Source organism: Kitasatospora sp. NPDC051853 (assembly GCF_044452665.1).
In the GTDB taxonomy this organism is placed as follows: Bacteria; Actinomycetota; Actinomycetes; order Streptomycetales; family Streptomycetaceae; genus Kitasatospora.
Genome location: NZ_JBITBY010000002.1, coordinates 58428 through 81468 on the forward strand (window position 1 = coordinate 58428; position 23041 = coordinate 81468).

General features: G+C 73.2%; 15 protein-coding genes. 6 read left to right on the top strand and 9 right to left on the bottom strand.

The features are described from left to right. Positions 1-69 precede the first annotated feature (69 nt). From ACIA8O_RS05125 to ACIA8O_RS05145, 5 genes are all read left to right on the top strand, one after another. On the top strand, positions 70-738 hold the full coding sequence (locus tag ACIA8O_RS05125; RefSeq protein ID WP_396292166.1) for a LuxR C-terminal-related transcriptional regulator: 669 nt from the start codon (positions 70-72) through the stop codon (positions 736-738). Positions 739-911: 173 nt separating this feature from the next. After that, positions 912-2729, top strand: a complete 1818-nt coding sequence (locus ACIA8O_RS05130) for a bifunctional metallophosphatase/5'-nucleotidase (RefSeq protein ID WP_396292167.1) — start codon at positions 912-914, stop codon at positions 2727-2729. An 81-nt stretch (positions 2730-2810) separates the two neighbouring features. Next, positions 2811-3737, top strand: a complete 927-nt coding sequence (locus ACIA8O_RS05135; protein WP_396292168.1) for a hypothetical protein — start codon at positions 2811-2813, stop codon at positions 3735-3737. A 53-nt stretch (positions 3738-3790) separates the two neighbouring features. Next, on the top strand, positions 3791-4633 hold the full coding sequence (locus ACIA8O_RS05140) for a hypothetical protein (protein WP_396292169.1): 843 nt from the start codon (positions 3791-3793) through the stop codon (positions 4631-4633). Then, positions 4630-5499, top strand: coding sequence for a hypothetical protein (locus ACIA8O_RS05145; RefSeq protein ID WP_396292170.1), 870 nt, complete (start codon positions 4630-4632; stop codon positions 5497-5499). The genes ACIA8O_RS05140 and ACIA8O_RS05145 overlap by 4 nt, the downstream gene beginning before the upstream one ends. A gap of 54 nt (positions 5500-5553) precedes the next feature. Here ACIA8O_RS05145 and ACIA8O_RS05150 read toward each other — a convergent pair whose 3' ends face one another. Beyond that, positions 5554-6993 carry an MFS transporter gene (locus ACIA8O_RS05150; RefSeq protein WP_396292171.1) on the bottom strand — a complete coding sequence of 480 codons (1440 nt, stop codon included), beginning with the start codon at positions 6991-6993 and terminating at the stop codon, positions 5554-5556. 43 nt (positions 6994-7036) lie between these two features. Next, positions 7037-7444 carry a DUF3291 domain-containing protein gene (locus tag ACIA8O_RS05155; protein ID WP_396292172.1) on the bottom strand — a complete coding sequence of 136 codons (408 nt, stop codon included), beginning with the start codon at positions 7442-7444 and terminating at the stop codon, positions 7037-7039. Positions 7445-7531: 87 nt separating this feature from the next. On the opposite strand from ACIA8O_RS05155, the gene ACIA8O_RS05160 reads away from it, so the two are divergent. Next, complete coding sequence (locus ACIA8O_RS05160; protein ID WP_396292173.1) at positions 7532-8161, top strand: MerR family transcriptional regulator; 630 nt, start codon at positions 7532-7534, stop codon at positions 8159-8161. A 7-nt stretch (positions 8162-8168) separates the two neighbouring features. Here the strand turns inward: ACIA8O_RS05160 and ACIA8O_RS05165 are convergent, their stop codons facing one another. The 7 genes from ACIA8O_RS05165 to ACIA8O_RS05195 all read right to left on the bottom strand — a co-directional run bounded on the left by ACIA8O_RS05165 (position 8169) and on the right by ACIA8O_RS05195 (position 23027). Next, positions 8169-9464 (bottom strand): NAD(P)/FAD-dependent oxidoreductase, encoded by a 1296-nt coding sequence (locus ACIA8O_RS05165; protein WP_396292174.1) that lies wholly within the window; start codon positions 9462-9464, stop codon positions 8169-8171. A 16-nt stretch (positions 9465-9480) separates the two neighbouring features. Then, positions 9481-10200: a 4'-phosphopantetheinyl transferase family protein gene (locus ACIA8O_RS05170; RefSeq protein WP_396292175.1), complete on the bottom strand. Its 720-nt coding sequence runs from the start codon at positions 10198-10200 to the stop codon at positions 9481-9483. Further along, the gene (locus ACIA8O_RS05175; RefSeq protein ID WP_396292176.1) at positions 10197-10421 is read right to left on the bottom strand and encodes a hypothetical protein; all 225 of its coding nucleotides are present in this window, start codon (positions 10419-10421) and stop codon (positions 10197-10199) included. Before ACIA8O_RS05175 ends, ACIA8O_RS05170 begins: the two co-directional genes overlap by 4 nt. Further along, positions 10408-12192, bottom strand: a complete 1785-nt coding sequence (locus tag ACIA8O_RS05180; protein ID WP_396292177.1) for an acyl-CoA dehydrogenase family protein — start codon at positions 12190-12192, stop codon at positions 10408-10410. Before ACIA8O_RS05180 ends, ACIA8O_RS05175 begins: the two co-directional genes overlap by 14 nt. Positions 12193-12241: 49 nt before the next feature. Then, on the bottom strand, positions 12242-13843 hold the full coding sequence (locus ACIA8O_RS05185) for an acyl-CoA dehydrogenase family protein (protein WP_396292178.1): 1602 nt from the start codon (positions 13841-13843) through the stop codon (positions 12242-12244). After that, positions 13840-15447 carry a PfaD family polyunsaturated fatty acid/polyketide biosynthesis protein gene (locus ACIA8O_RS05190; RefSeq protein WP_396292179.1) on the bottom strand — a complete coding sequence of 536 codons (1608 nt, stop codon included), beginning with the start codon at positions 15445-15447 and terminating at the stop codon, positions 13840-13842. Before ACIA8O_RS05190 ends, ACIA8O_RS05185 begins: the two co-directional genes overlap by 4 nt. Before the next feature lie 80 nt (positions 15448-15527). After that, positions 15528-23027, bottom strand: a complete 7500-nt coding sequence (locus ACIA8O_RS05195; protein ID WP_396292180.1) for a beta-ketoacyl synthase N-terminal-like domain-containing protein — start codon at positions 23025-23027, stop codon at positions 15528-15530. Positions 23028-23041: the final 14 nt, after the last annotated feature.

Genomic DNA, 23041 nt, shown 5'->3' on the forward strand with positions numbered 1-23041 from the left:
GGTGAGCATGTGAGCAGTCGGGAGGGGCCAGGGCTGAGCCGTTCCCGCATGTCAGGGCACCGACGAGGCATGAGGCAGGCCACTGTGACGATCCAGTTCGCCGACGAGACACTGCGGCACACCGCCGTGGTCCAGGTCGCGATCCATGCGACCGACCCCATCTCCTACGCGGGTGCGGCCAGCCAGCTGCGCGCCTGCGGCGATCTCCAGGTGGTCTCCGAGGCGGGGCCCGGCACGGTCACCGTGGTGGTGGCCGAGGGCGTGGACAACGCGGTCACCGGGACCATGCGCCGACTGGTGCACCGGGACAGCAGCCGGGTCGTCCTGGTGGTCGACCAGATCCGGGAGGCCGACCTGCTGGAGGCCGTCGAGTGCGGCGTCTCCGCCATCCTGCGGCGCCGCGAGGCCACCGCGGAGCGGCTGGGGCAGGCCGTGCTGGCCGCCGCGCGCGGCGAGGGCGACCTGCCGGGCGACCTGCTCGGCCGCCTGATCGCCCAGATGGGCCGGCTCCAGCGCAGCGTGCAGGGCCTGCCCGGCTACGCCCCGCCCGGCATCTCGGAGCGCGAGTCCGACATCCTCCGCCTGATCGCCGAGGGCTGGGACACCGGAGAGATCGCCGGCAAGCTCTCCTACTCCGAACGGACCGTCAAGAACGTCCTGCACGGCCTGACCACCCGTCTCAACCTCCGCAACCGCGCCCACGCCGTCGCCCACGCCCTGCGCGAGGGCTACATCTAAACCTGGCCACGTATCCCTGCCGCCACAGGGGTACGGGTTTCACGTGCGGGACTTTCAGATCTCACCTGCTGGAAACGTGCCGGGGGGTGTTCCCGGGCGGGTTTTGCGTGCAGACTTCTACGCGCGTCACCGCCTGCCTGCTGACGCCCCGTTCGTTCACGTTGGAGCCCTCCATGTCCCTGAACCGTCGTGACTTCGTCGCCCGGACGGCCGTCACCGCCGCCGGTGCCGCCCTGGCCGGCGGCCTGCCGATGGCCACCGCCACCGAGGCGGCGGCCGCGCCCGCCGAGCAGCGCGGCCGCGAGAAGAAGAAGCAGACGTTCACCGTGATGGGCACCACCGACCTGCACGGCCGGATCCTCAACTGGGACTACTTCACCGACGCCGAGTACGACGACAAGGCGCACAACGACGTCGGCCTGGCCAAGATCTCCACCCTGGTGAAGCAGATCCGCGAGGAGAAGGGCTGCCACCGCACCCTGCTGATCGACGCGGGCGACACCATCCAGGGCACCCAGCTGACCTACTACTACGCCCGGGTGGAGCCGGTCACCGGCCGCGGACGCGGTCCGGTGCACCCGATGGCCGCCGCGATGAACGCGATGAAGTTCGACGCGGCCGCGCTCGGCAACCACGAGTTCAACTACGGCATCCCGCTGCTGCGCGCCTTCGAGCGCCAGCTGGACTTCCCACTGCTCGGTGCCAACGCGCTGAACGCCAAGGACGAGAAGCCCGCCTTCCCGCCGTACGTGATCAAGGAGCTGCACCTCGGCCACGGCCGCCCGGTGCGGGTCGGCGTCCTGGGCCTGACCAACCCCGGCATCGCGATCTGGGACAAGGCCAACGTCCAGGGGAAGATGGTCTTCGCCGGCATCGTCGAGCAGGCCAAGAAGTACGTGCCGCGGCTGAAGGCGGCCGGCGCGGACATCGTCATCGTCTCCGCCCACTCCGGCATGGACGAGCCGTCCTCCTGGGGCGACCAGCTGCCCTTCCCGGAGCAGGCCTGCGTCTCGCTCGCCGAGCAGGTGCCGGACGTGGACGCGGTGCTGGTCGGCCACACCCACAAGGAGATGGCCGAGCGCCGGGTGGTCAACAAGCAGACCGGCAAGGAGGTCGTGCTGACCGAGCCGTACTGCTGGGGCTACCGCCTGTCCTGCTTCGACTTCGAGGTCGAGTTCGCCAAGGGCAAGTGGGAGGTCACCTCGCTGACCGCCCGGGTGATCAACACCAACACGGTGCCGGAGGACCCGGAGATCGTGGAGCTGATCGAGGCCCAGCACAAGAAGGTCGTCACCTACGTCAACCAGGTCATCGGCACCTGCAAGGCCCAACTGTCCATCGCCGAGGCCCGGTTCAAGGACGTCCCGATCATCGACCTGATCGGCCGGGTGCAGGCCGACACCGTCAAGGCCGCACTGGCCGGCGGCCAGTACGCCAACCTGCCGGTGCTCGCCCAGGCCGCGCCGTTCAACCGCACCGCGGTGATCCCGGCCGGCGAGGTCAAGCTGCGCGACGCGGCCGGCCTGTACATCTACGAGAACACCCTGGAGGCCCGGATCCTGACGGGTGCCCAGATCAAGGACTACCTGGAGTACTCGGCGAAGTACTACAACCAGCTGGCCGCGGGCGCCCCGGTCAACCTGGACACCCTGACCAACGCGGGGAACACCCCCGACTACAACTACGACGCGCTGTACGGCCTCTCCTACGACATCGACGTGGCCCAGCCGGTCGGCTCCCGGATCGTCAACCTGTCGTACGAGGGCAAGCCGGTCGACCCGGCGGCGCAGTTCGTGCTCGCGGTCAACAACTACCGGGCCAACGGCGGCGGCAACTTCCCGCACGTCGCGGCCTCGACCAAGGTGTGGGCGAACTCGGACGAGATCCGCAACACCATGATCACCTGGGTGAAGGCCAAGGGCGTCATCGACCCCGCCGAGTTCGGCGGCTCCACCTGGCGTCTGGTCCGGGGCGGCGTCCCGCTGTTCTGACCGTGCCCGAACCGGGCATGTACGAGTTGGCGGCACCGGGCACCGGTGCCGCCAACTCGGCTTTCCGGTACGGGGGATGAGATGAAGCGGATCGTCGTCGCGGCGGTCGCGGCGCTGGCACTGCTCGGCTGCACCAGTGAGCACGGCCCGGTGCCGCGCCCCAGCAGGGCGAGCGGCGCACCGGACGACCCGGTGGCCTCGGCCGCCCGGAACAGGGCGTCGGAGGCGGTACGGGCCTGGGAGCACTCGGCCGCCCACGAGGCCTGGCGGGCCGGGTACTACCCGCTGGACGCGTCCCCGCAGTGGCTGCCGCCCGAGGCCTTCCGGACCCTCGCGGAGAAGGCCGGCTACCTGAGCGGCAGCTTCGACATCGCCCTGTCCATCCCGTCCCCGGACCCGATCGCGGAGGTCCGCTGGTCGGACGGGCGCGCCCTCGGGCTGGTGCCACGCTCCGTCCCGGAGACGCTGCGGGACCTGGCCCGGGAGCACCAGGGCGACTGCGCCGCGGACTGCACCCCGCTGAAGGTCACCGAGATCCGGCAGGCCCGCCGCGAGATCGGCACCAGCCGGGGCCAAGCCACCATCCCGGTCTGGGAGTTCACCTCCCCCGGCTACTCCGAACCCTTCGTGCTGCCCGCCGTCGCCGCCCAGCGCCGGGCCGACCCGCTGCCGCCGACCGGCTACCCCTCGTCGCCGGCCGGCCTGTCGGTGGCGGCCTTCGACGCCCGCACCGCCTCCTGGGACGGCCTCACCGTCACCGGGACGGTCGAACTCCCGCCCTGCCGAAGGGTGTTCCTCAGCGAGGCGGTCGAGACCGAGCACTCCGTGGTGCCGGTGCTGCTGCTCACCGGCACCACCGGGGCCGACTGCGCCACCGCCGAGACCGTGAGCGGCTCGGCCACCGTCCGGCTGCGCGCCCCGCTCGGGGACCGGACCGTCCTCGACCTGGCCACCGGCGAGCCCCGCCCGGTCCGCCCGGTGCCCACGGCCGGTGGAACCGACCGGTGACCGGCCGCGTCCGATCGGCGCCAACTCCGATGTCCGGTACGGGGGATGACCAGATGAGACGAACGACCACGCTGGCGCTCGCAGCCCTGCTGCTGACGGGCTGCGGCACGACCGCCGGCGGTGGCGGTACGGCCACCATCGGGACGGGGGCAGCGCGGGAGCGGGCCGCACAGATCGCCCGGGAGTGGCCCGGCTCGGAGGCGGAGCGGGCCTGGTCCAGTGGGTACTTCCCGCTCAATGAACGGACCGAGTGGCTGCCCTCGAACATCCGGGAGAGCGACAGGAGGGCGTACGCCGACGGGCTGATCGAGCCTCGGATCCCGCTGCCGGCCGCCGACCCCACCGCCGAGGTGGTCTGGCCGTACGGGCAGCGGCTGACCCTGCCGATGCTCTCGCCCCAGCAGGTGCTGGACCGGCTCCGGACGGGCCGGCCCTCGTGCGGGCCGACGGGCTGCGAGCCGCCGATGGAGCTCACCGGGGTGGCCCGGGGCAGCCGCACGGTGGCCACCAGCCGGGGCCAGGCCACCGTCCCGGTCTGGGAGTTCACCATGGCGGGGTACGAGGAGCCGTTCACCCTCCCGGCCATCGCCCCGCAGCAGCAGCCCGCCACCGAGCCGGTGCGCGCCTGGGCCGGGCAGAGCGTGACCTACCGGTCCGTCTCGGCGGACGGACTGACCGTCACCGGTCAGGTGGGGCGCGGCTCCTGTGACCAGGCGCTCGGCACCGAGGCCTACGAGACCGACCAGGTGGTGGTACTGATGGCCGAACTGAAGAAGTCCCAGGAGATGTGCACTGCGGTGCTCGTCTCGGAACCGGTCAGCGTGAGACTCACCCGCCCACTGGACGCCCGGCTGGTGCTCAACCTGGCCACCGGCACCCCCAGGGCGGCCTGGTGAACGCCCGCACGGCCCTGGCCGCCGCCGCACTGCTCCTGCTCACCGCCTGCGCCCCGGCCGGGTCCGGCGGCCCCGCCCCGGGGACACCCGAACCGGCCGATCCCGGGCAGCGCCGCGCCGCGCAGGTGCTGCGGGCCTGGGAGGGATCGGCGGCCGAACGCGGCTGGCGGGAGGGGTACTTCCCGGTCGGGGAACCGAAGCCGAAGTGGCTGCCGCAGGGCGTGAGCAAGGAGCACGAGGTCGCGGTCTTCACCGGCCAGTGGTTCTTCCACGACTTCACCCCCGCCCCGCCCACCGGGAAGGGCACGGTGCGCTGGGCCGACGGACGGCAGGTGGAGGTGCCGCTGCTGAGCGCCAAGGCAGCGCTCGACGAGCACTCCAGGCAGGTGGGCTGTATGCAGTGCCCACCGAAGGTGGCCATCACCGGCGCCCGGCTCTCCACCCGCACCATCCCCACCAACCGGGGCCAGGCGACCGTCCCGGTCTGGGAGTTCACCGTGCACGGCTACGCCGAGCCGTTCGCCTACCCCGCCGTGCTGCCCTCGGGCGGGACGGACCGGCCGACGCCCTCGCCCTCCGTCCTGATGGAGCTCGACCGCACGATCTGGCCGGCCGAACCGGTCGGGCTCGCCCCCGACGGCCTCACCCTCGACGTGGTGGTGAAGGCCGGGGTCTGCGTGCGGCTGGACGCCCTGGAGGCGGTGGAGACCGACCGCTCGGTGGTGCTGATCGCCCGTCAGACCCCGCAGCCGCGACAGGAGGGCTGCACCACCGAGCCGCGCGGCACCGTCCGGCTCACCCGTCCGCTGGCCGGGCGGACCCTGCTGGACCTGAACGACGGCCACCCGCAGCCGCTCCCCGGCTAGAACGCCGAGGGGCCCGGGGAGTCGCACGCTCCCCGGGCCCCTCCTGAGGGTGGGTCAGACGGTCACCGGGGCCGGGGCCTCGGCGGTCTCCACCGGCTCGGCCGGGGCGGCCTTGGGCGGGCGCGGGATGGCCAGGGCGGCCAGCCCGCCGAGGACCACGACCACCACGCCGACCCAGACGGCCGGGTGCAGGCCGTCGGTGAAGGTGGTGGCGTCGCGCATGCTGCCGTTGGCGGTGAAGACGCTGCTCAGCACCGCGATGCCGAGCGCTCCGCCGATCTCGCGGACGGTGGTGTTGGCGCCGGAGGCCTTGCCCCGGTGCTCCGGGCCGACCGCGCCGAGCACCACGGCCGCCGTCGGTGCGATGGCGAAGCCCATGCCCGCGCCGGCCAGCAGCATCGCGCCGACCAGCCGGGAGTACGGGGTGTCCGGGCCGGCCGCCAGGTTGATCCAGGCCAGGCCGCCGGCCTGGAGGAAGAGCCCGAGGGCCATCAGCCGTCCGCCGCCGACCTTGTCGGTCAGCGCGCCGGCGATCGGGGCGATCACCATCGGCATCAGGGTCCAGGCCAGCGTCAGGGTGCCGGCGTGCAGCGGGGTGCGGGGCGGGGCGATCTGCAGGTACTGGGAGAGGAAGAAGATCGAGCCGAAGACCCCGAAGTACATCGAGGCGGAGACCAGGTTGGTCAGGGTGAAGGCGCGGATCCGGTAGAAGCCGAGCGGCAGCAGCGGGTGCGGGGCGCGCCGCTCCCAGGCCACGAAGGCACCCAGCAGCACCACGGCCGCCGCGAAGGCACCGAGGATGGTGGTGTCGGTCCAGCCGTCCTCGCTGCCGTTGACGATGCCCCAGACCAGGGCCAGCAGGCCGCCGGTGGCCAGCAGCATGCCGACCAGGTCCAGCTTGGCCTTCTCGCCGCGGCTCTCGTTCAGCGCCATCAGGGCGAGCGGGACGGCGACGATGCCGACCGGGATGTTGATCCAGAAGATCCACTCCCAGGCGAGGCCCTCCACCACGGCACCGCCGACCACCGGGCCGAGCGCGATGGCCAGGCCGCTGACGGCGGACCAGAGGCCGAGCGCCAGGCTGCGCATCTTCTCCGGCACCGCGTTGGAGAGCAGGGTGAGGGAGAGCGGCATGACGGCCGCCGCGCCGAAGCCCTGGACCGCCCGGGCCAGGATCAACTGCCCGCTGGTGTCGGCCAGTCCGCAGCCGATCGAGGAGAGGGTGAACAGGACGATGCCGAGCGCGAAGACCTTGCGGTGGCCGAAGCGGTCACCGAGCGCGGCCCCGGTCAGCAGCAGGCAGGCGAAGCTCAGCACGTAGGCGTTGACGAACCACTGCAGGTCCTGGGTGGTGGCCTCAAGGTCCACCGCGAGGGTGTGCAGGGCGGTGGACACCACCAGGTTGTCCAGCGCCACCATGAACATCGGCAGGCTGCACGCGACGATCGACAGCCAGAGCGGTACCTTGCGCCCGGCGGGGGCGGGTGCGGACATGGCGGGGATCTCCCTTGTCGGGCGGGGCTGTTGGGGGACGGGCTCAGCCGGCGGCGTCGGTGCGCTGCTGCTCGGCCAGCCGGTTCTTGGCGTCGGGCCAGGTGATCGGGAGCTGCTCGGCGGTGGTGTCCCAGAAGGTGAAGACCGACACCTTGGTCACCTCGCGGAGCGAGGTCATGATCGAGTAGTGCGGTTCGGCCTTGGCGTAGGCGTAGAGCGACTGGCGGTCCTCCCAGGCCGAGAGCGTCCAGAAGACGCCCTTCAGCGGCTGGGCGATCAGCGAGGCGCCGACCGCGCCGGGCGCGGTCTTCACCTGCTTCCAGGCGGCCAGGGACTTGAGGAAGAAGCGCGGCACGTCCTTGAGGGACCGGACCTCCAGCCGGGAGGCCATCACCAGCACCTGGCTGTTCGGGCGAGGGGTGTTGGGGGTGGTCCAGGGCAGCGTGGGCATGAGTCGGCCTTTCGGTGCACTATTGGAGTGTCGCACTATCTATATTAGACAGTGCTGCTACCTAATTTCCAGTGGAGAGCGGAGAAGATGCGGATCTCGGAGCTGAGCCGTCGCAGCGGCGTCCCGGTGGCGACCATCAAGTACTACTTGCGGGAGGAGCTGCTGCCCGCCGGGGTGGCGACCTCCGCCACCCAGGCGGAGTACGACGAGCACCACCTCCGCCGGCTCCGGCTGGCCCGCGCGCTGGTCACCGTGCGCGGGTTGTCGGTGTCCACCACCCGGGAGGTGCTGCGGGGCCTGGACGAGCACTCGACCGACATCCACTTCCTGCTCGGCCTGGCGGTCGGCGCGGTGCCGACCGGTGAGCCCGAACCGTCCGTGGACGGACCGCAAGAACCCTCCCCCGCCGATGAGTTGATCTCCGCCATGGGCTGGGAGATCAGCGACAAGGCTCCTACCCGCGCGGTGGTCACCGACACTCTCGGCACGCTCCGGGAGCTGGGCCTGCCGGCCGACTGGCAGGCCCTGGTCCCCTACGCCGAGCTGGCCGAGCGCACCGCCGCGCTCGACCTGGACAAGCTGGAGGACGTGCCCGACCCGCTGGAGCGGGTCGAGCGCGCCGTCCTGCTCACCATCCTGATGGAGCCCGTCCTGCTCGCCCTGCGCCGGATGGCCCAGGAGAACGAGTCCGCCAAGCGCTACGGCCTCCCCGCCTGACCGGACGTCAGACGTCGCGGTGGCCCAACTCCCGCAGGAGCTGGGCCGCCGCCTCCATGCCGGAGGAGAACGCGGCCTCGTGCGAGCCGATCTGGTCGTGGTAGAGCTGCTTGGAGTGGAAGTAGGAGCCGGCCAGCTTGACCCGGGTGCCCTCGTTCACCTGGTAGATGGTCTGCTGGAGGCGGCGCAGGTCGATGTCGATGACCGGGTGGGAGTACGGCAGTTCGCGGATCACCAGCTCCTCGCGGACCTCGCGCGGGTAGTCCAGGGTGACGAAGTAGTCGGTGGCGGACTCGAAGCCGTGCAGCCGGTTCATGTAGTACGCCACGTACGGGCGGCTGACGCCGTCCACCGCGACCTTGCCGTAGTTCCAGTTGTCCCACCGGCTCCGGTCGGCCGGCATCGCCGAGGCGTCGGTGTGCAGCACGGCCAGCGAGGTGTTGTAGCGGATCTTCTCCAGGGTCCGCCGCTGCACCTCGTCCGGGTTGCTGAGCAGCTCCCGGGCGGTGTCGCCGTGCGTCGCCAGGATCACGTGGTCGAAGCGCTCGGTGCCGCGGCCGGTGAGGACGGTGACGCCGTCCTCCTCCTGGCGGATGCCGGCCACCGGCTCGGCCAGCCGCAGCTTCGGGTCGATCGCGGCGACCGCCTTGCGGACGTAGGAGATCGAGCCGCCGCTGACGGTCCGCCAGTCCACCTTCTGGCCGCCCAGGCCGCCCTCGTCGTGCGCCATGAAGAAGGCGATCACGGTGGTGGCCGGCATCTCCCAGATCAGCTCGGCCGGCACCGACCAGACGGCGGTGCAGAGCAGGATCACGTAGCCGTAGCGGAACTCCCGGCTGTAGCCGCCCCGGTCCAGGTACTCGCCCAGCGGCAGGTCGGTGCGCTTGCGCAGGAAGTCCTTGCGGCCCTCCTCGTGGAAGCGGCGGGCCTCGCGCCAGATGGTCTGGAACTCGGCGCCGTAGCGGCCGGTCACCTCCTCCTCGGGCAGGCCCATCTCGGCGGTGCCGTACTGGAGTCCGCTGTCCAGGTCGAAGAAGTTGAAGCCGCCCAGGTGCTGGCGGGTCTCCACCCCGAGCTCGGCGAAGAACTTGCTGAGGTTGGGGTAGCTGGGCTGGTTGAAGACCACGAAGGCGGTGTCGATGCCGAGGGTGCGGCCCTCGTCCTCCACCTCGATGGTGTTGGCGTGGCCGCCCGGGCGGCCCTCCGCCTCGAAGAGCGTGATCTCGGCGTGCTCGCGCAGCTTGTAGGCGGCGGAGAGACCGGCCACACCGGCTCCGACGACGGCGACACGGGGCTTGGACATCTGGGTGTTCCTCTTCCTACGCGGTGATCCAGGTCTGGTGCAGCCGGCCGGCCGTGCCGTCGGCGACGGCGGTGCCGAGGACGTAGCCGGGTGCGGGGTGGAGCAGGTCGAACTTCCAGTCGGAGTCCGGGAGCCGGAGCGGGTCGTGGAGCCGGATCGGCGGCTGCCAGGGGGCGCTCAGGGCGAAGCCGTCCAGCTCCCGGCGCAGGCCGGTGCCGAGCGCCTTCAGGTAGGCCTCCTTGAGCACCCAGTACGCGGCCACCGCCGCCGCCCGGTCCGCCGCCCCGGCCAGCGCGGCCCGTTCGGCGGGGGCGAACCAGCGCGGCAGGTGGGTCACCGCGTCCGGCCGGGCCGGGGTGGACTCCACGTCCACCCCGCAGGTGCGGCCCTCGGTGACCAGGCAGGCCACCAGGCCGTCGGTGTGCGAGAGGTTGAACCGCAGCCCGTGGCCGTCCGGTTCGGCCTCCGGACGGCCCGAGGAGGCCACCACGAAGCGCCACTCCCCCACCGGGCGGCCGTCCCGGTCGCTCAGCGCGTACCGGGAGAGCAGCCGGGCGCCCAGGTAGCGCCGCCGGGCCCCGGCGGTGCGCTGACGCTCCATCCGGTCCCGCTCGTCCCGGGTCAGCAGTCCCGCGCCGCCGTGGAGTTCGGCGAAGCCGTCCACCGAGCGCTCGGGCAGCAGGTACAGGTGGGCGTCGGCGCCCACGACCTCGGTGCCCGTGGCCGTGGTGGTCACGGCCTGGCCCGGTACGGGGCGGCCGGGCGCCGCTCGGCCGGCTCGGCCAGTGCGGCCAGGCCGACCAGCCGCTTGAGCCACTCGTCCATGGACTGCCGGAAGCCGGTCCGGCAGGGCTCGCAGACCTTGAGGGTGTGGTCCAGCCGCTCCTTGGCGAAGACGCCCTGGCAGCCGTGGCAGACGGCGGTGCGGGAAGCGGTGCGGCGGTCAGCTCTGGGCATGGACGGCTCCGGTCCGGTCGGCGAGCGGGAACTGCCAGTAGGAGAACAGCCGGTTGGCGCGGTGCAGGTGGCGCAGCACCCGCATCACCTCGTCCACCTCGGCCGCCCCGGTGACCACCCGGTGCGGCTCGAACTCCTTGGCGAGGCGCTCCAGTTGGAGCAGCAGCAGGGCGCCGCTGGGCAGCGGGTCGTCCAGCGCGGCGTGCGAGTGGACGAAGGTGTGCACCACCGCGGCGGTGGCGTGCAGGGTCGCGTACTGCTTGGCCAGGTCGAAGAGTTCGGCCGACTGGCCGTACTCCCGGCCGAGCGCGGCCCGCAGCCCGGTGGCCTGCGCGTGCAGGTCCTCCGCCCGGTCCAGCAGCTCGCCGGCCAGTGCGGCCGCGCGCTCCAGCCAGTCGCGCTCCTCGCCCTTGGCGGCGGCCGCCAGCTCCCGCAGCCGCTCCAGCGCGGCCGGGGCGCCCAGCAGCGCGTCGTCCTTGCCCCGGCTGAACAGCTCCTGGTCCCACGGCCGGTAGAGCGGGAGCTCGCGGTCGATGCCGTAGAGCACGGGGGTGCGCAGCTCGGCCTCCGCCCGGGCCGCGGGGTTGCCCGCGGTGGTGAGCAGGCCGTCCAGCTGGAGGGCGATGTTCTTGAGGTTCACCACCGTGTTGCCGTCGGCGAAGATGGCCACCAGCAGGTCGCGGAGCATCTTCTGGTAGATGCCGTAGTGCGGGTGGGCCCGCAGGTAGAGCCGGGCCCCGAGCACGATGTTCAGCTGGGCCATCGAGCGCTCCAGCAGGGTCGGCACGAAGTACTTGGCGACGGAGGACCAGACGCTGGTCTGCTCCGGCACCAGCTGGAGGCTGCGCACCGCGCCCAGGCTGACCGCGTCGGCGGTCAGCAGGTCGGCGAAGACCTCGGTCAACTGCCGCCGGGAGTACGGGATGTCGCTGACCTTCTTGCCGAAGATCTCGCGCTGCTCGGTGAAGTCCAGGGTCACCCGCAGCGCGGTGTCCACCGCGGCCAGCGCCATCGAGCCGATGGTGGTGCGGGCCACCTGGGCGCTCTTCAGCGCGATCTCCAGGCCCTGGCCCTCGTGGCCCAGCCGGGCCGAGTCCGGGACGAAGACGCCGTCCAGCCGGATGCCGCTCATGTCCAGGGCGCGCAGGCCGTGCAGGCGCTCGTTGGGCAGCTCGACCACCGAGCCGGCCGGGGTGTTGCGCTTCTCCACCAGGAAGATGGAGTACCCGGCCGGGCCGCCCTTGGGGTCGGTGCGGGCGAAGACGCTCACCCCGTCGGCCACGGTGGCGTTGCCGATCAGCCACTTCTCGCCGGTGAGCAGGTAGCCGCCCTCGACCTTCTCGGCGCGCATCTCGTTGGCCAGCACGTCGCTGCCGTGGTGACGCTCCGACAGGCCCCAGGCCAGCTTGGTGCCCTGCTTCATCCGGTCGACGACGTACTGCTTCTGCTCGTCCGTCCCGGCGATCCAGGCGGGCATGAAGCTGAGGCTGGTGAGCATCAGCGCGGTGGCCGAGGTCGGGTCGCGGCGGGCGATCAGGCGCAGCAGGTTGAAGCCGACCTCGACGTCACCCGCCTTGCCGCCCTGGGCCGCCGGGATGACGTACTCGTGCACGCCCCAGCGCTGGAGCAGGTTGACGAAGGCGTAGGGGAACTCCTCCCGTTCGTCGTGGGCCAGGATCTGCTCGAAGGGCATGCTGCTGTCGGGGTCGTGCGGGTCGCCGAGCTGCTCTTCGAGCCGGGCGGCGAGCTCGGTCAGGTCTGCCTTCGGCACGGTGGTTCGCTCCTGTGGATCGGTGGTGCCATCGGATTCGGTGGTGCCGTCAGGTGAGGTCGACCGGGACGGCGGAGAACAGCCGCCCCCGCCCGTGCAGGTCCCGGACGGTGGCCAGGGCCGGCAGCAGCTCGGCCTCCCGGCGGCGGACGGGGGTGCCCTCGGCGCGGGAGAGCAGGTAGGCCAGCACCGCGGTCAGCCAGTCCGGACGGCCGAGCACCTCGTTCTCCCGGTTCACCACCCACAGGTGGAGGCAGGCGGCGGCCGCGTGCAGCCAGGCGAACCGCTCGGCCAGGTCGACCAGTTCGTTGCCCTTCGGGTCGGCGGTGGCCACCTGGACCGACAGGTCGGCCAGGTGACGGTGGATCGGACCGGTGTCCGGCAGGCCGGCCGTCACCAGGTCCCGGCCGCGGGCGTTCAGGTCGAGCCGGGCCGGGTCGAACGGGGGCAGCTCGGCACCGAGGTCGAAGACCTCCCGGACCGCCCTCGGGTCCGCCGCCTCGTCCAGCCCCTTCATCAGCGCCGGGAGTTGCCCCGCGAAGGAGCGCAGGTTGGCCACCGTGGAGGTGTCCACCACCCGCACCAGTGCGGCGTCCCGCTGGAGCTTCTGGAACATCCCGCCGCCCGGGCCCTCGGTGCGCAGCACCGAACGGGTGGCCAGCACGGTGGCGCAGCGCCCCATCGCGTCCTCCACCGCCTCGGCCACCACGTGCTTGGCCGCGCAGCCCCAGACGCTGAACTGCTCCGGCACCACGTGGATGCCGCGGGCCGCCGCCAGGGCGACCGCGTCGGCGGCCAGCAGGGCCGCCGAGGCGATCGCCAACTCACGGCGGGGGTACGGGGATTCGATCAGCAGGGTGCGGCCGATCCGGCGTTCGGCGGCGAAGTCCAGGGTCAGCCGCAGCGCGGTGTCGGCACAGCCGAGGCTGCCGGCGGTGCTCATCAGCCGCACCACCTGCTGCGCCTTGACCGCCGCCTCCAGCGCCTCCCCCTGACGGCCCACCAGCTCGTCGGCCGCGACGGGGTGCCGGTCGAACCGCAGGTGCGCGAAGTCGATCCCCCGCATGCCGCCGGTGGGCACCTCGGGGCCGCGCTCCACCCCGTCGAGGTCCGCGAGCACCGCCGAGAACGCCCCGGGCCCCCGCTCCCCGGTCCGGGCCACCACGTAGGCGGCGCCGCTCCGCTGCCCGAGCCCGACCATCCACTTGGTCCCGTCCAGGCGCCAGCCCTCGCCCTCCGGCGTGAGCCGGACCTCGTTGGCCAGCAGGTCGCTGCCGTGGTCGGCCTCCGACATCGCGAAGGCGACGGAGCCGCCGCGGCGGAGGATCTCCGCGACGCGCTCCTGCTGGGCGGTGGAGCCGTGCAGCCGGACACAGGTGGCGGCGGTGATGGAGAACATCGTGCCGGGCATCACGTTCAGGTCCCGCCGGGCGGCGGTGCGCACCAGCGTCAGGCTCCGGTCGAAGCTCTCGAAGGTGCCGCCCAGCTCGCGCGGCAGGTAGTTCAGGTGGAAGTCGTGCTTGCGCAGCACGCCGCACAGCTCCTCCGGGAACTCCCCCTCCTCGTCCCGCCGGACGGCCGCCGCCCACCCGAAGGGGTTCTCCGGGTCGGCCGGGTCACCGAGCTCGCGGTCGAGCTCCTCGGGCGTCACCGCGGCACCGGCCGGTAGTCCCCCGCCGTGGCGGGGATCCGCACGCCGGCCGTGCGCAGCTGCGCGACCCGGGTGTGGAAGGCGGCGCCGTTCATCAGGTGGTGGGCCACGTCGGCCACCCGGCGGTTGCCGGGGGTCTTGAGGTAACTGCCCGTCACCCAGTCGTTGAAGCTGCCCATCGCCGGGCCGCACCAGACCTGGTAGTCCAGGGTGCGGTCCGGGTCGCCGACCACCGACCAGCGGGAGGACATGCCCAGGTACCAGCGGAAGACCAGGGCCATCCTCCGCTTGGGGCTGCCCTCGGCACGGGCCAGCTGCTCCGGGTCGCGCCGCTGGAAGTAGCCGACGCACTCCTGCCAGACGTCCGCCAGCGGGCGGCGGAACACCTGGGTCTCCAACCTCGCCCGCTCCTCCGGCGGCAGGGCCTCCAGTCCGTCGTAGGCCTGGTAGAGCTCGTAGAGCCGCTTGGCCCGCATCGGGAAGAGCGTGCCCTTCTTCAACACCTGGAGCTCGACGCCGAGTTCGAACATGTCTGCGGCGGGGGCCATCTCGCAGTCGGCGATCCCGGCCTCGGCCAGCATCGCCTTGGCCGCCTTGGAGGCGCCGGACTCCACGCAGGACTGGTTGACCGAGCCGGTCACCACGTACGCGGCGCCCATCGCGAAGGCGGCGGCCACCGCGGTCGGGGTGCCCAGGCCGCCGGCCGCGCCGACCCGGATCTGGGCGGGGTAGCGGTGCTCGCGCTGCACGGTGTCCCGCAGCCGCAGGATGGAGGGCAGCAGCGCGGGCAGCGGGCGGCGGTCGGTGTGGCCGCCGGAGTCGGCCTCCACGGTGATGTCGTCGGCCATCGGCACGTGCCGGGCCAGTTCGGCCTGCTCGGGGGTGATCAGACGGTCCGCCAGCAGCGCGCTGACCATGGCGGCCGGAGCGGGTCTCATGAAGCGCTCGGCGGTCTCGGTCCGGGAGATCTTGGCGATCAGCCGGTGCTCGGCGAGCACCCGGCCGTCCGGGCCGGGGCGCAGCCCGGCCAGGCGCCAGCGGACCACGTGCGGGGTGAGCGCCATGAAGGCGGAGGCCTCCACGCAGCGCACGCCGTAGCGCAGGAAGAGCTCGACCGCCTCGCGCTCCAGGCGCTCCTCGCTCGGGCTGTGGATCAGGTTGACGGCGAACGGCAGGCCGGGGATCTCGGTGGCGAAGCGGGTGAGCGCCTGCTCGATGGTCTCCGGCAGCAGGCCGGCCGCGCCGAAGGAGGCCAGGTAGCCCTCCTTGGCGAGCGCGATCACCAGGTCGGCGGAGGCGATCCCGCCGGCCATCGCCCCGGCCAGGTAGGGCTGGCGGACGCCGTGCGCGGCGCGGAACTCGGGCGAGCCGAGCCGGTCGGCGGGCAGCGGCGGGACGGCGGCCAACAGCGGCAGGCCGCCGCCGGCGCCCTGCCGGGTGCCGCGCGCGGCCGGGTGGCCCTCGGCGACGGCGCCGATGCCCTCGGGGGTGCGGACGATGAAGCAGGGGCGGTCCAGTGCGGCCAGGGCCTGGTAGATGCCCGGTGAGTCGGTGGCGGGGTAGCTCTCCCCGTACCAGCGGAGCGGTGTCTCCAAGGTGTCCATGGGTGGGGTCTGTCTCCTAGCTGGGGAAGGGGCTTGCCGGGCCGAGGACCGACCCGGCAAGCCCCGGGTCTGGTGAGCCGTCAGACGGCGTCGGAGCGGACCTCGATGGCCACGTCGGTGAGCTCGTAGATCCGCAGGCCGGGCTTCCACAGCGAGGCGTCGGCGACCACGACCACCCGGCCGGGCTCGCGGCGGATCTCCTTCACGTGCACGTCGAAGCTCAACTCGCGGTCGTGGCGCAGGATCTGGCCGCGGTACTTCCAGCTCATCGGCACGTCCACGGCCGGCCCGAAGCGCGGGTTCTCGAGCCCCTCGGCCAGGCCCTGCTCCAGGGCGAACAGCCGCAGGCCCTGGAGGATCGCCTCCACCCCGAGCGAGCCGGGCATCACCGGGTCGCGGTGGAAGTGGCAGTCGAAGTACCACTCGTCGGGGCGGACCTCGCGGTGCCCGTGCAGGTAGCCGGCCCCGAACGTGCCGCCGCCCTCGACCAGGTCGACCCGGTCCACCAGGGCGTAGTGCTCGCCCGGCAGGTGCAGCCGGCCGCCGGTCGGGTCGGTGAACGCCGGTGCGTCCGCCGGGAGTTCGATCCGCCGCACGTTCCCCGGCTTTGCCTGCTCGATCCACGGGGCCACGTAGGTGCCCGCGTCCAGGCCGACCTGGTTGGCCAGCGCCGCGTCGGAGAAGTAGCCGAACAGCGACTCGCCGACGTAGAACACCTCGCCGTCGGCGGAGAGTTCGTAGCTGAAGTTCTGCAGCACCGCACCGGACATGGCGCTGGTCATCAGCAGCTTGGAGTGGTGCCGGATGGTCTTCCCGCGCAGGTCCAGGTCCTTGACCAGGGTGGCCTTGCCGTCCAGGTTGCGGATCGCGTACTGCTCCTCCGGACGCTTCAGGGTGGCGCCCAGGTAGTAGCCGAGCAGGATGGCGGCCTGCAGCGAGGTCTCCATGTAGACCGCGTTCGGCATGTGCGGGTGGGCGTTCTGGGTGTAGTACCAGGCGTCCGCCGGCGAGTCGTACTCGGTGACCATCTCCGAGCCGGGGTTGAGGTCGCCCCGGGTGCCGTCGAGGCGCATGATGCGGTCGACGAACTGGAAGTCCCCGTTGGGGATGTAGGGCGCCCGGCTGTTCGCGTAGACGTCGAACTCGGGGCCCATCGCGGTGCCCAGGTCGCCCTTGGCGGCGTGCGCCAGGTGCAGCTCGTTGATCATCGCGGGCTCGCCGCTGCGGTTGCGCCGGCCGAGGAAGGCCGGGACGCCGCCCGCCTCCGGGCGGTACGGGGTGCCCTCCTTCTCCCGGATCTGGATGCCGAAGTTGTGCATCCGGATCACCGGCTTGTCGCCCAGGTAGACCAGGATGTCGGCGATCACCGAGGGGCGCGGGAGCAGGGTCAGCTCCATCACCTCGATCTCGTACCGGATCTCGCTGTGCTGCGGGGTGATCTGGCCGCGCACCTGGACCTCGGTCTGCAGGCCGATGATGGTCTGGAAGCGCGCGTCCGGCAGCACCAGGTGCATGCCCTGGTGGAGCAGGTAGGCCTGCAGGGCCTGCACCGCGCCCTCGGCCACCATGGAGCCGGCCAGCACCGGGTCGTCCGGGAAGTGGCACTCGAAGTACCAGGCGTCGGGCTGCAGTTGCTTGCTCGCGGTGAGCAGGCCGAGGCCGCGCGGGCCGCCGGTGCGGTCGATGTGCAGCTGGTCGATCATCCGCAGCCGGGCGTCCGGCAGTCGCAGCGCCGGGTTCATGCCCTCGTCCTGCGCGTGGTGCGGGCCGAACACCTCACCGGGCTTCCCCTGGGCCAGCAGCTCCAGGTCGGCGGCGGTCAGGTCGTCGTGCGCGGTCTCCGCCAGCGGCTTGAACCAGGTCTTCTTCAGCACGGCCCGCTCGGCCTTCTGCTTCTCGGTGATGACGACGCCGAGCGGGGTCTCCAGCTCCTGCTGGCTGAAGAAGCCGGCGCAGGCGTCCTTCAGCTCCAGGATCAACTCGCCGTCGGCGTAGCAGAGGTAGGAGAAGAAGAAGATCGTGGTCTCGCCCTGGGTGACGAACCGGTTGATCGAGATGTCGTAGCGCAGGGTCTGCCCGGCCTTCGGCAGGTCGCCGTGGAAGACCAGGGTGGAGTCGAGCAGGCGGTAGACCCGCTTGCCCTTGTTCTTGAAGTCGATGCCGAGGTAGCTGATCAGCAGCAGGTCGCACTGCCCGGCCTCGATCGCCACGGCCGGCGGCACGCCGCCGTCCACGGTGTACCAGGCGTCCTCGGGGACGTCGTACTCGGTGCGGATGAAGGACGGCTGGTAGACGCCGGTCTCCGCCTTGAGGTCGGTGACCCGGGTGACGAAGTGGTACGGCTCGGCGGGCAGGCGCACCCGCTTGCCGTAGGAGTCGATCTCGGCGAACTCGGCGCCGAAGACCTTGGCCAGGCTGCCGGTGGCGAACTCCAGCAGGTCGGCCTGGTCCCAGATCACGCCCGCGGGCTTGGCGGGGGCCACGGGCTGCGGGGTGGCCGGCTGCTGTGCGACCGGTGCGACGGGCGGCAGCGCGGGGGCCGGGGTCTGCGGGACGGTGGTCTCGATCGCGAAGGCGATCGGCTCGGGCGCCGGGAGCACCGGCAAATCGGGCTGGACGACCGGCGGTTGGGCCAGCAGGGCCTCGGCCCGGCTGAGCGTGGACTCCTGGAGCACCCGCTGGGTCTCCATCACCACCGAGTGGGTGGCGAGCAGCTGCTCGCGCAGCTCGCGGACCAGCCGGCCGGCCGGGCTGACGCCGGGCTGCGGCGCGGTTGCCTGCGGCGCGGCGGCGGCCACGGGCTGCTGCGCGGCCAGCTGGGCCGCCGGGGCCGCCTCGGGCTCGGCCCAGGGCAGGAAGGAGATCGGCTCGCCGTCGAAGGTGATGACCTCGGGGTCGGCGACTGACGGATCGACAGGCATCGGGGGCTGGCCCTCCACGGGAACGGGACCGGACGGTCCGGGGGACGGCGGGACGGCGGCGGACGGCCGCTCCTGCGGGGTGGGCGGGGCGGCGTGCGCGGCGCTCACCGCGGGAGGCCCGGCCATGATCGCGACGGGCGCGGAGGCACCGAGGGCGACCACCTGCCCCGGCTGCGCGGGCGAACCCGCACCGGCCGGAGCGGCAGCGACCGGACCGGCCCCACCGCCCCCACCGAGCCGCGCGGCCGCACCCGTACCGGGCAGGCCGATCGAGGCGGCCGTTCCGCGCGGAGCGGCCTGGCCGGCCTGACCGACCGGCTGAGCCGCCTCGGCCCGGCGCCGCCGGGCGGAGACGGCGGGCGGGGCACTGGACGCGGCGGCGGCCACCAGCGGTGCGCCCGGCGCGATGCCGACGCCCGCGAACGCGGCCGGGGCACCCACCGCACCGCTGACGACCGGCTTCGCCGCGGAGGCCACCGCGGCCGGGATGGACGGGCCGCCGCCGACCGGGAAGCGCAGCCGCTTCCGGCCCTCCGGGGCCGGCAGTTCGCCGAGCAGTCCGGCCAGGTCGAGCGGGACGCCGTGCGCCAGCAGACGGGCCGCCAGTTGGGCGATCGCCTTGGTGGCGGGCACCCCGCGCCGGTCCACCGAGACCGCCACGTGCGGGTGCTCGGCACCCAGCGACTCCTTCACCCAGCGGGTGCAGGTGGAGCTCGGGCCGACCTCGACGAAGTAGCGGAAGCCCTGCTCGTACGCGGTGCGGGTGAGCTTGGGGAAGTCGATGGTGGAGCGGAGCGTGTGCGCGATCCGCTCGGCCACCGTCCGCCGGTCCAGCTCCCCGACCGTGCCGTAGTCGTACGCGGTGAAGAGGTCCAACTCCCCCACCGGGCCGACCGGGTGGTCGTTGAGCTCGGCCAGGCCGGCCAGCTCCCCGTCCACCACCGGGCAGTGCATCACCGAGTTGACGGGCGAGCGGGCCGAGGGGCAGCCGAGCTCGGCGATCAGCGCCTTGCACTGGTCGGGCGCCCCGGCGATCACCACCTCGTTGGGGGTGTTGACGTGGGTCAGGTACACCCGGTCGTACGAGGCCATCGCGGCCCGCACGTCCTCGGCCGCGGCCAGCAGCACGTGGCTGCCCCAGACCGCCGAGTCCGGTGCGTCCTCGGCCAGGCCCCACAGCTCACGGACCGTCCGGCGCGGCCCGCAGAGCCGGTCCTTGAAGAGCGGGGTGGCGCTGATCCGGTCGTCCCGCCGGGCCTCCCGCAGCCAGCCGCCGGTGGCGAACAGCATGCTGCTCTCCCCCAGGCTGTAGCCGAAGGCGCCGTGCGCCCGGACCCCGAGCAGCTCGCGGACCAGGTCGGTGTAGAGGATCGCGAAGCTGGTGCCGGTGGCCAGCATGAACGGCAGGTCGCCGCCCAGCTTCTCCTCCAGCCCCATCAACTCCCGCTTGCCCAGCGGCTGCTGGGAGCGCGGGTGGAGCAGCGCGGAGCGGAACGCCCGGTCCGGCTGCTCGGCCTCGGCCTCGAAGCGGGTGAGCAGGCCGGGGAAGGCGCGGAACAGGTCGCGGCCCAGGCCCGGGTAGGAGTTGAACGCGCCGGGGTAGACCAGCGCGACCTTGCCCTCCGGGCCGATCGGCCGGGCGGTGGCGTAGCTGCCGGCCGGGGTGGCCCACTCCTCGCCCCGCTCGAAGACGCCGGGCAGGTCCCGCCGGGCGGCGGTGAGCTGCGCGGTGAGGCTGTCCGCGTCGGTGCCGACCAGCACCGCACGGACCGTCAGCCCCGGCGTCAGCCGCCTGCTCGCGGCCACCGCCAGCGCGTACGGGTCGGCGTTGACCGAGAGCAGGTCCAGGTGGCGGTCCAGCTCGGCCAGCAGCCCGGCGCGGTCCTCGGCGCCGAGGGCCAGCAGCACCGGGCCGCCGGCCCGCCGCCAGTCCCGCTCCACGGTCGCGCCCCGGGTCTCCGCGGCGGAGAGCACCAGGTGCCCGTGCGCCCCGCCGGTGCCCAGGAAGCTGACCGCCGCGTACCGGCGGGCCGAGCGCTCGGCCCGCAGCCACGGACGGGACTCGCCGGGCAGGTGGAAGCCCGCCGCGGCGAAGGCCTCCGTGTGCTCCTCGGCCGGGCCGCGCCAGTTGGGCACCCCCGGCAGGTAGCCGTGGTGCAGGGCCAGCACGGCGCGCAGCAGCCCGGCCATGGTGGCCGCGCCCTGGGTGTCGCCCAGCTGGGCCTTGCCGCTGCCGAGCGCGGGCTCGCAGGCCCCGGCCGGGTAGACGGCGGCCAGCGCGGTCAGCTCGGCCGCGTCCTGCGCGGGCGTGCCGCCCGCGTGGGCCTCCAGGTAGCCGACCTCGGCCGGGCCGACCCCGGCCAGCGCCAGCGCCTCGCGGGCCGCCTCGGCGAACAGCGCCGGGTCGGCCTCGGGCAGCTCCCCGGCCACCGGGACGGCGTGCCGCACCACGGCGGAGTCCAGCCGGGCGTAGACCTGCCGGTCGCTCCCGGGCCGGGCCACCACCACGGCACCAGCACCCTCGCCGATCCGCCAACCCTGGCTCCCCGCACCGAAGCTGAGTCCGGCTCCGGTCACCGGGGCGTCCCCCCGCAGCAGCAGCGACTCCGGCGAGCCGGCCAGGTCGACGGCGCCGACCAGCACCGCCTCGATCTCCGGGTCGAGCAGCAGCAGCCGGGCGATGTCGAGGGCCTCGGCGGTGCCCGCGCCGTCGGAGGAGATGGTGAAGGAGGGGCCGGTCAGGTTCCACAGGGCGGAGATCCGGCTGGCCATGATGTTGCCGATGTAGCTGAGCACCTCGTTGGCCACGATCGGCTGGTGCACGCCGTCCCGGGCCGCCGCGGCCAGCTGCTCGGTCTGCTGGTCCGTCAGCTCCAGACCGGCCGCCGCGTACGCCTCGCGCAGCCGCCCGGCCAGGCCGTGCCGGGCCAGGTGCAGGTGGGCGCTGGGCTCGATCTCCATCGCGACCACCACCGCGACCCGGCGCGGGGCGGGCACCGACTGGCCCTCGGCCGGGGTGCGGGCGAAGCCCGCGTCGGCCAGCGCCTCGTCGGCCACCTTGGCCATCAGGGCGTGCTGGAGGTTGTAGTTGCGCAGGTCGGCCGGCGGGATGCGGTAGTCCACCGGGTCGATGGCCACCTGGTCGACGAAGCCGCCCTCCGGCACCGGGCCGGACTCCATGCCGCGCCAGCGCAGTTCGGGCAGCGTACGGAACGCGTCGGTGCCCTCGTGCAGGGCCCGCTCGAACTCGGCCACCGTCTCCAGGGTGCCGAAGTGCGCGCCGAGGCCGACGATGTCCAGCGCGGGCGCCTCCACCGGCTGCGCCTCGGCCGCCTGCTCCGCCGAGTTCGACAGCACCACGTGGGCGTTGGTGCCGCCGAAGCCGAAGGCGGAGACCGCCGCCCGGCGCGGGCCCTGGTGCTCGGGCCAGGCCGTCCGCTCGCGCACCAGGGCGCCGCCGACGGTGGCGTCCACCGGGGTGTCCACCCCGACGGTGGGCGGGAGTTCGCCGTGCTGCATGGCCAGGATGACCTTGAGCAGACTGCTCAGCCCGGCCACCGTGAGCAGGTGCCCGATGTTGCCCTTCACCGAGCCCAGCAGCGGCACCTTGCCGTGGCCGCCGAACCAGCGGGCCACCGACTCGGCCTCGGTGGAGTCACCGGCCGGGGTGCCGGTGGCGTGGCACTCCAGGTAGTCGATCGCGGTCGGCTCGACCCCGGCCTCGGCGTAGGCGAGCTGGTAACTGCTGTGCTGCCCGGCCGCGTTGGGGAGCAGCAGGTGACGGCCCGCGCCGTCGTTGGTGAGCCCGATGCCGTCGATCACGGCGTGGATGCGGTCCCCGTCGCGCTGGGCGTCGGCCAGCCGCTTGACCGCGACCATCCCGGCGCCCTGGCCGGTGAGGATGCCGGCCGAGGAGGAGTCGAAGGGCTGGCTGAAGCCGTTCTCCGGGTAGGCGTGCAGATCGGAGAAGGAGAGGTGGATCAGGGTGGGGTCGGGGGCGCAGACGCCGCCCGCCAGCACCAGGTCCGCCTGGCCGGCCGCGAGTTGGTCGCAGGCCAGCTTGAGCGCGTAGAGCGCGGAGGAGCAGGCGGCGTCCAGCGCGAAGCGCGGGCCGCCGAGTCCCAGGGCCGCGCCGGCGACCCGGGCCGGGGCGCCGCTGACCCGGGCGTCGGCGGGCTCGGCGGCGGCCGGCTCGGGCAGGTCGAGGCCGGGCAGGCCCGCCTCGCGCAGACCGGCCAGCACGGCGCGGTCCACCAGCGGCAGGCTGATCTTCGCCGAACCGGGCGTCGGGAACGAGTAGTTGCCCATGATCAGGCCGGTCCGGGCCAGCAGCTCGGGCCTGCCCTCGGCGCCGCTGTCGCGCAGCGCCTCGCGGGCCACGTGCAGGGTCCAGTGGAAGACCCGGTCCAGCCCGGCCAGCCGGTCGGCGTCCAGCAGGTAACCGGTGGGGTCGAAGTCGAAGCCGGTGACGAAGCCGCCCCGGCTGCAGTAGATGCGGTGGGCCGGGTCCTCGTCGCGGGGGTCGGCCGCCGGGCCGAACACCTCCGCGCCGCCCTCCCGGCGGCTGTCCACGCCCGCGCTCAGGTTCTGCCAGAACTCGGCGGGCGTGGCCGCACCGGGGAAGAGGCAGGAGAGGCCGACAATGGCGTACTTGCTCATGGAAGCTGTGGTCC

Excerpts from the sequence above, each read along its gene's own strand:
- ACIA8O_RS05125 (WP_396292166.1), top strand. The coding sequence starts at position 70 with ATGAGGCAGGCCACTGTGACGATCCAGTTCGCCGACGAGACACTGCGG.
- ACIA8O_RS05130 (WP_396292167.1), top strand. The coding sequence starts at position 912 with ATGTCCCTGAACCGTCGTGACTTCGTCGCCCGGACGGCCGTCACCGCC.
- ACIA8O_RS05135 (WP_396292168.1), top strand. The coding sequence starts at position 2,811 with ATGAAGCGGATCGTCGTCGCGGCGGTCGCGGCGCTGGCACTGCTCGGC.
- ACIA8O_RS05140 (WP_396292169.1), top strand. The coding sequence starts at position 3,791 with ATGAGACGAACGACCACGCTGGCGCTCGCAGCCCTGCTGCTGACGGGC.
- ACIA8O_RS05150 (WP_396292171.1), bottom strand. The coding sequence starts at position 6,993 with ATGTCCGCACCCGCCCCCGCCGGGCGCAAGGTACCGCTCTGGCTGTCG.
- ACIA8O_RS05155 (WP_396292172.1), bottom strand. The coding sequence starts at position 7,444 with ATGCCCACGCTGCCCTGGACCACCCCCAACACCCCTCGCCCGAACAGC.
- ACIA8O_RS05160 (WP_396292173.1), top strand. The coding sequence starts at position 7,532 with ATGCGGATCTCGGAGCTGAGCCGTCGCAGCGGCGTCCCGGTGGCGACC.
- ACIA8O_RS05165 (WP_396292174.1), bottom strand. The coding sequence starts at position 9,464 with ATGTCCAAGCCCCGTGTCGCCGTCGTCGGAGCCGGTGTGGCCGGTCTC.
- ACIA8O_RS05175 (WP_396292176.1), bottom strand. The coding sequence starts at position 10,421 with ATGCCCAGAGCTGACCGCCGCACCGCTTCCCGCACCGCCGTCTGCCAC.
- ACIA8O_RS05190 (WP_396292179.1), bottom strand. The coding sequence starts at position 15,447 with ATGGACACCTTGGAGACACCGCTCCGCTGGTACGGGGAGAGCTACCCC.
- ACIA8O_RS05195 (WP_396292180.1), bottom strand. The coding sequence starts at position 23,027 with ATGAGCAAGTACGCCATTGTCGGCCTCTCCTGCCTCTTCCCCGGTGCG.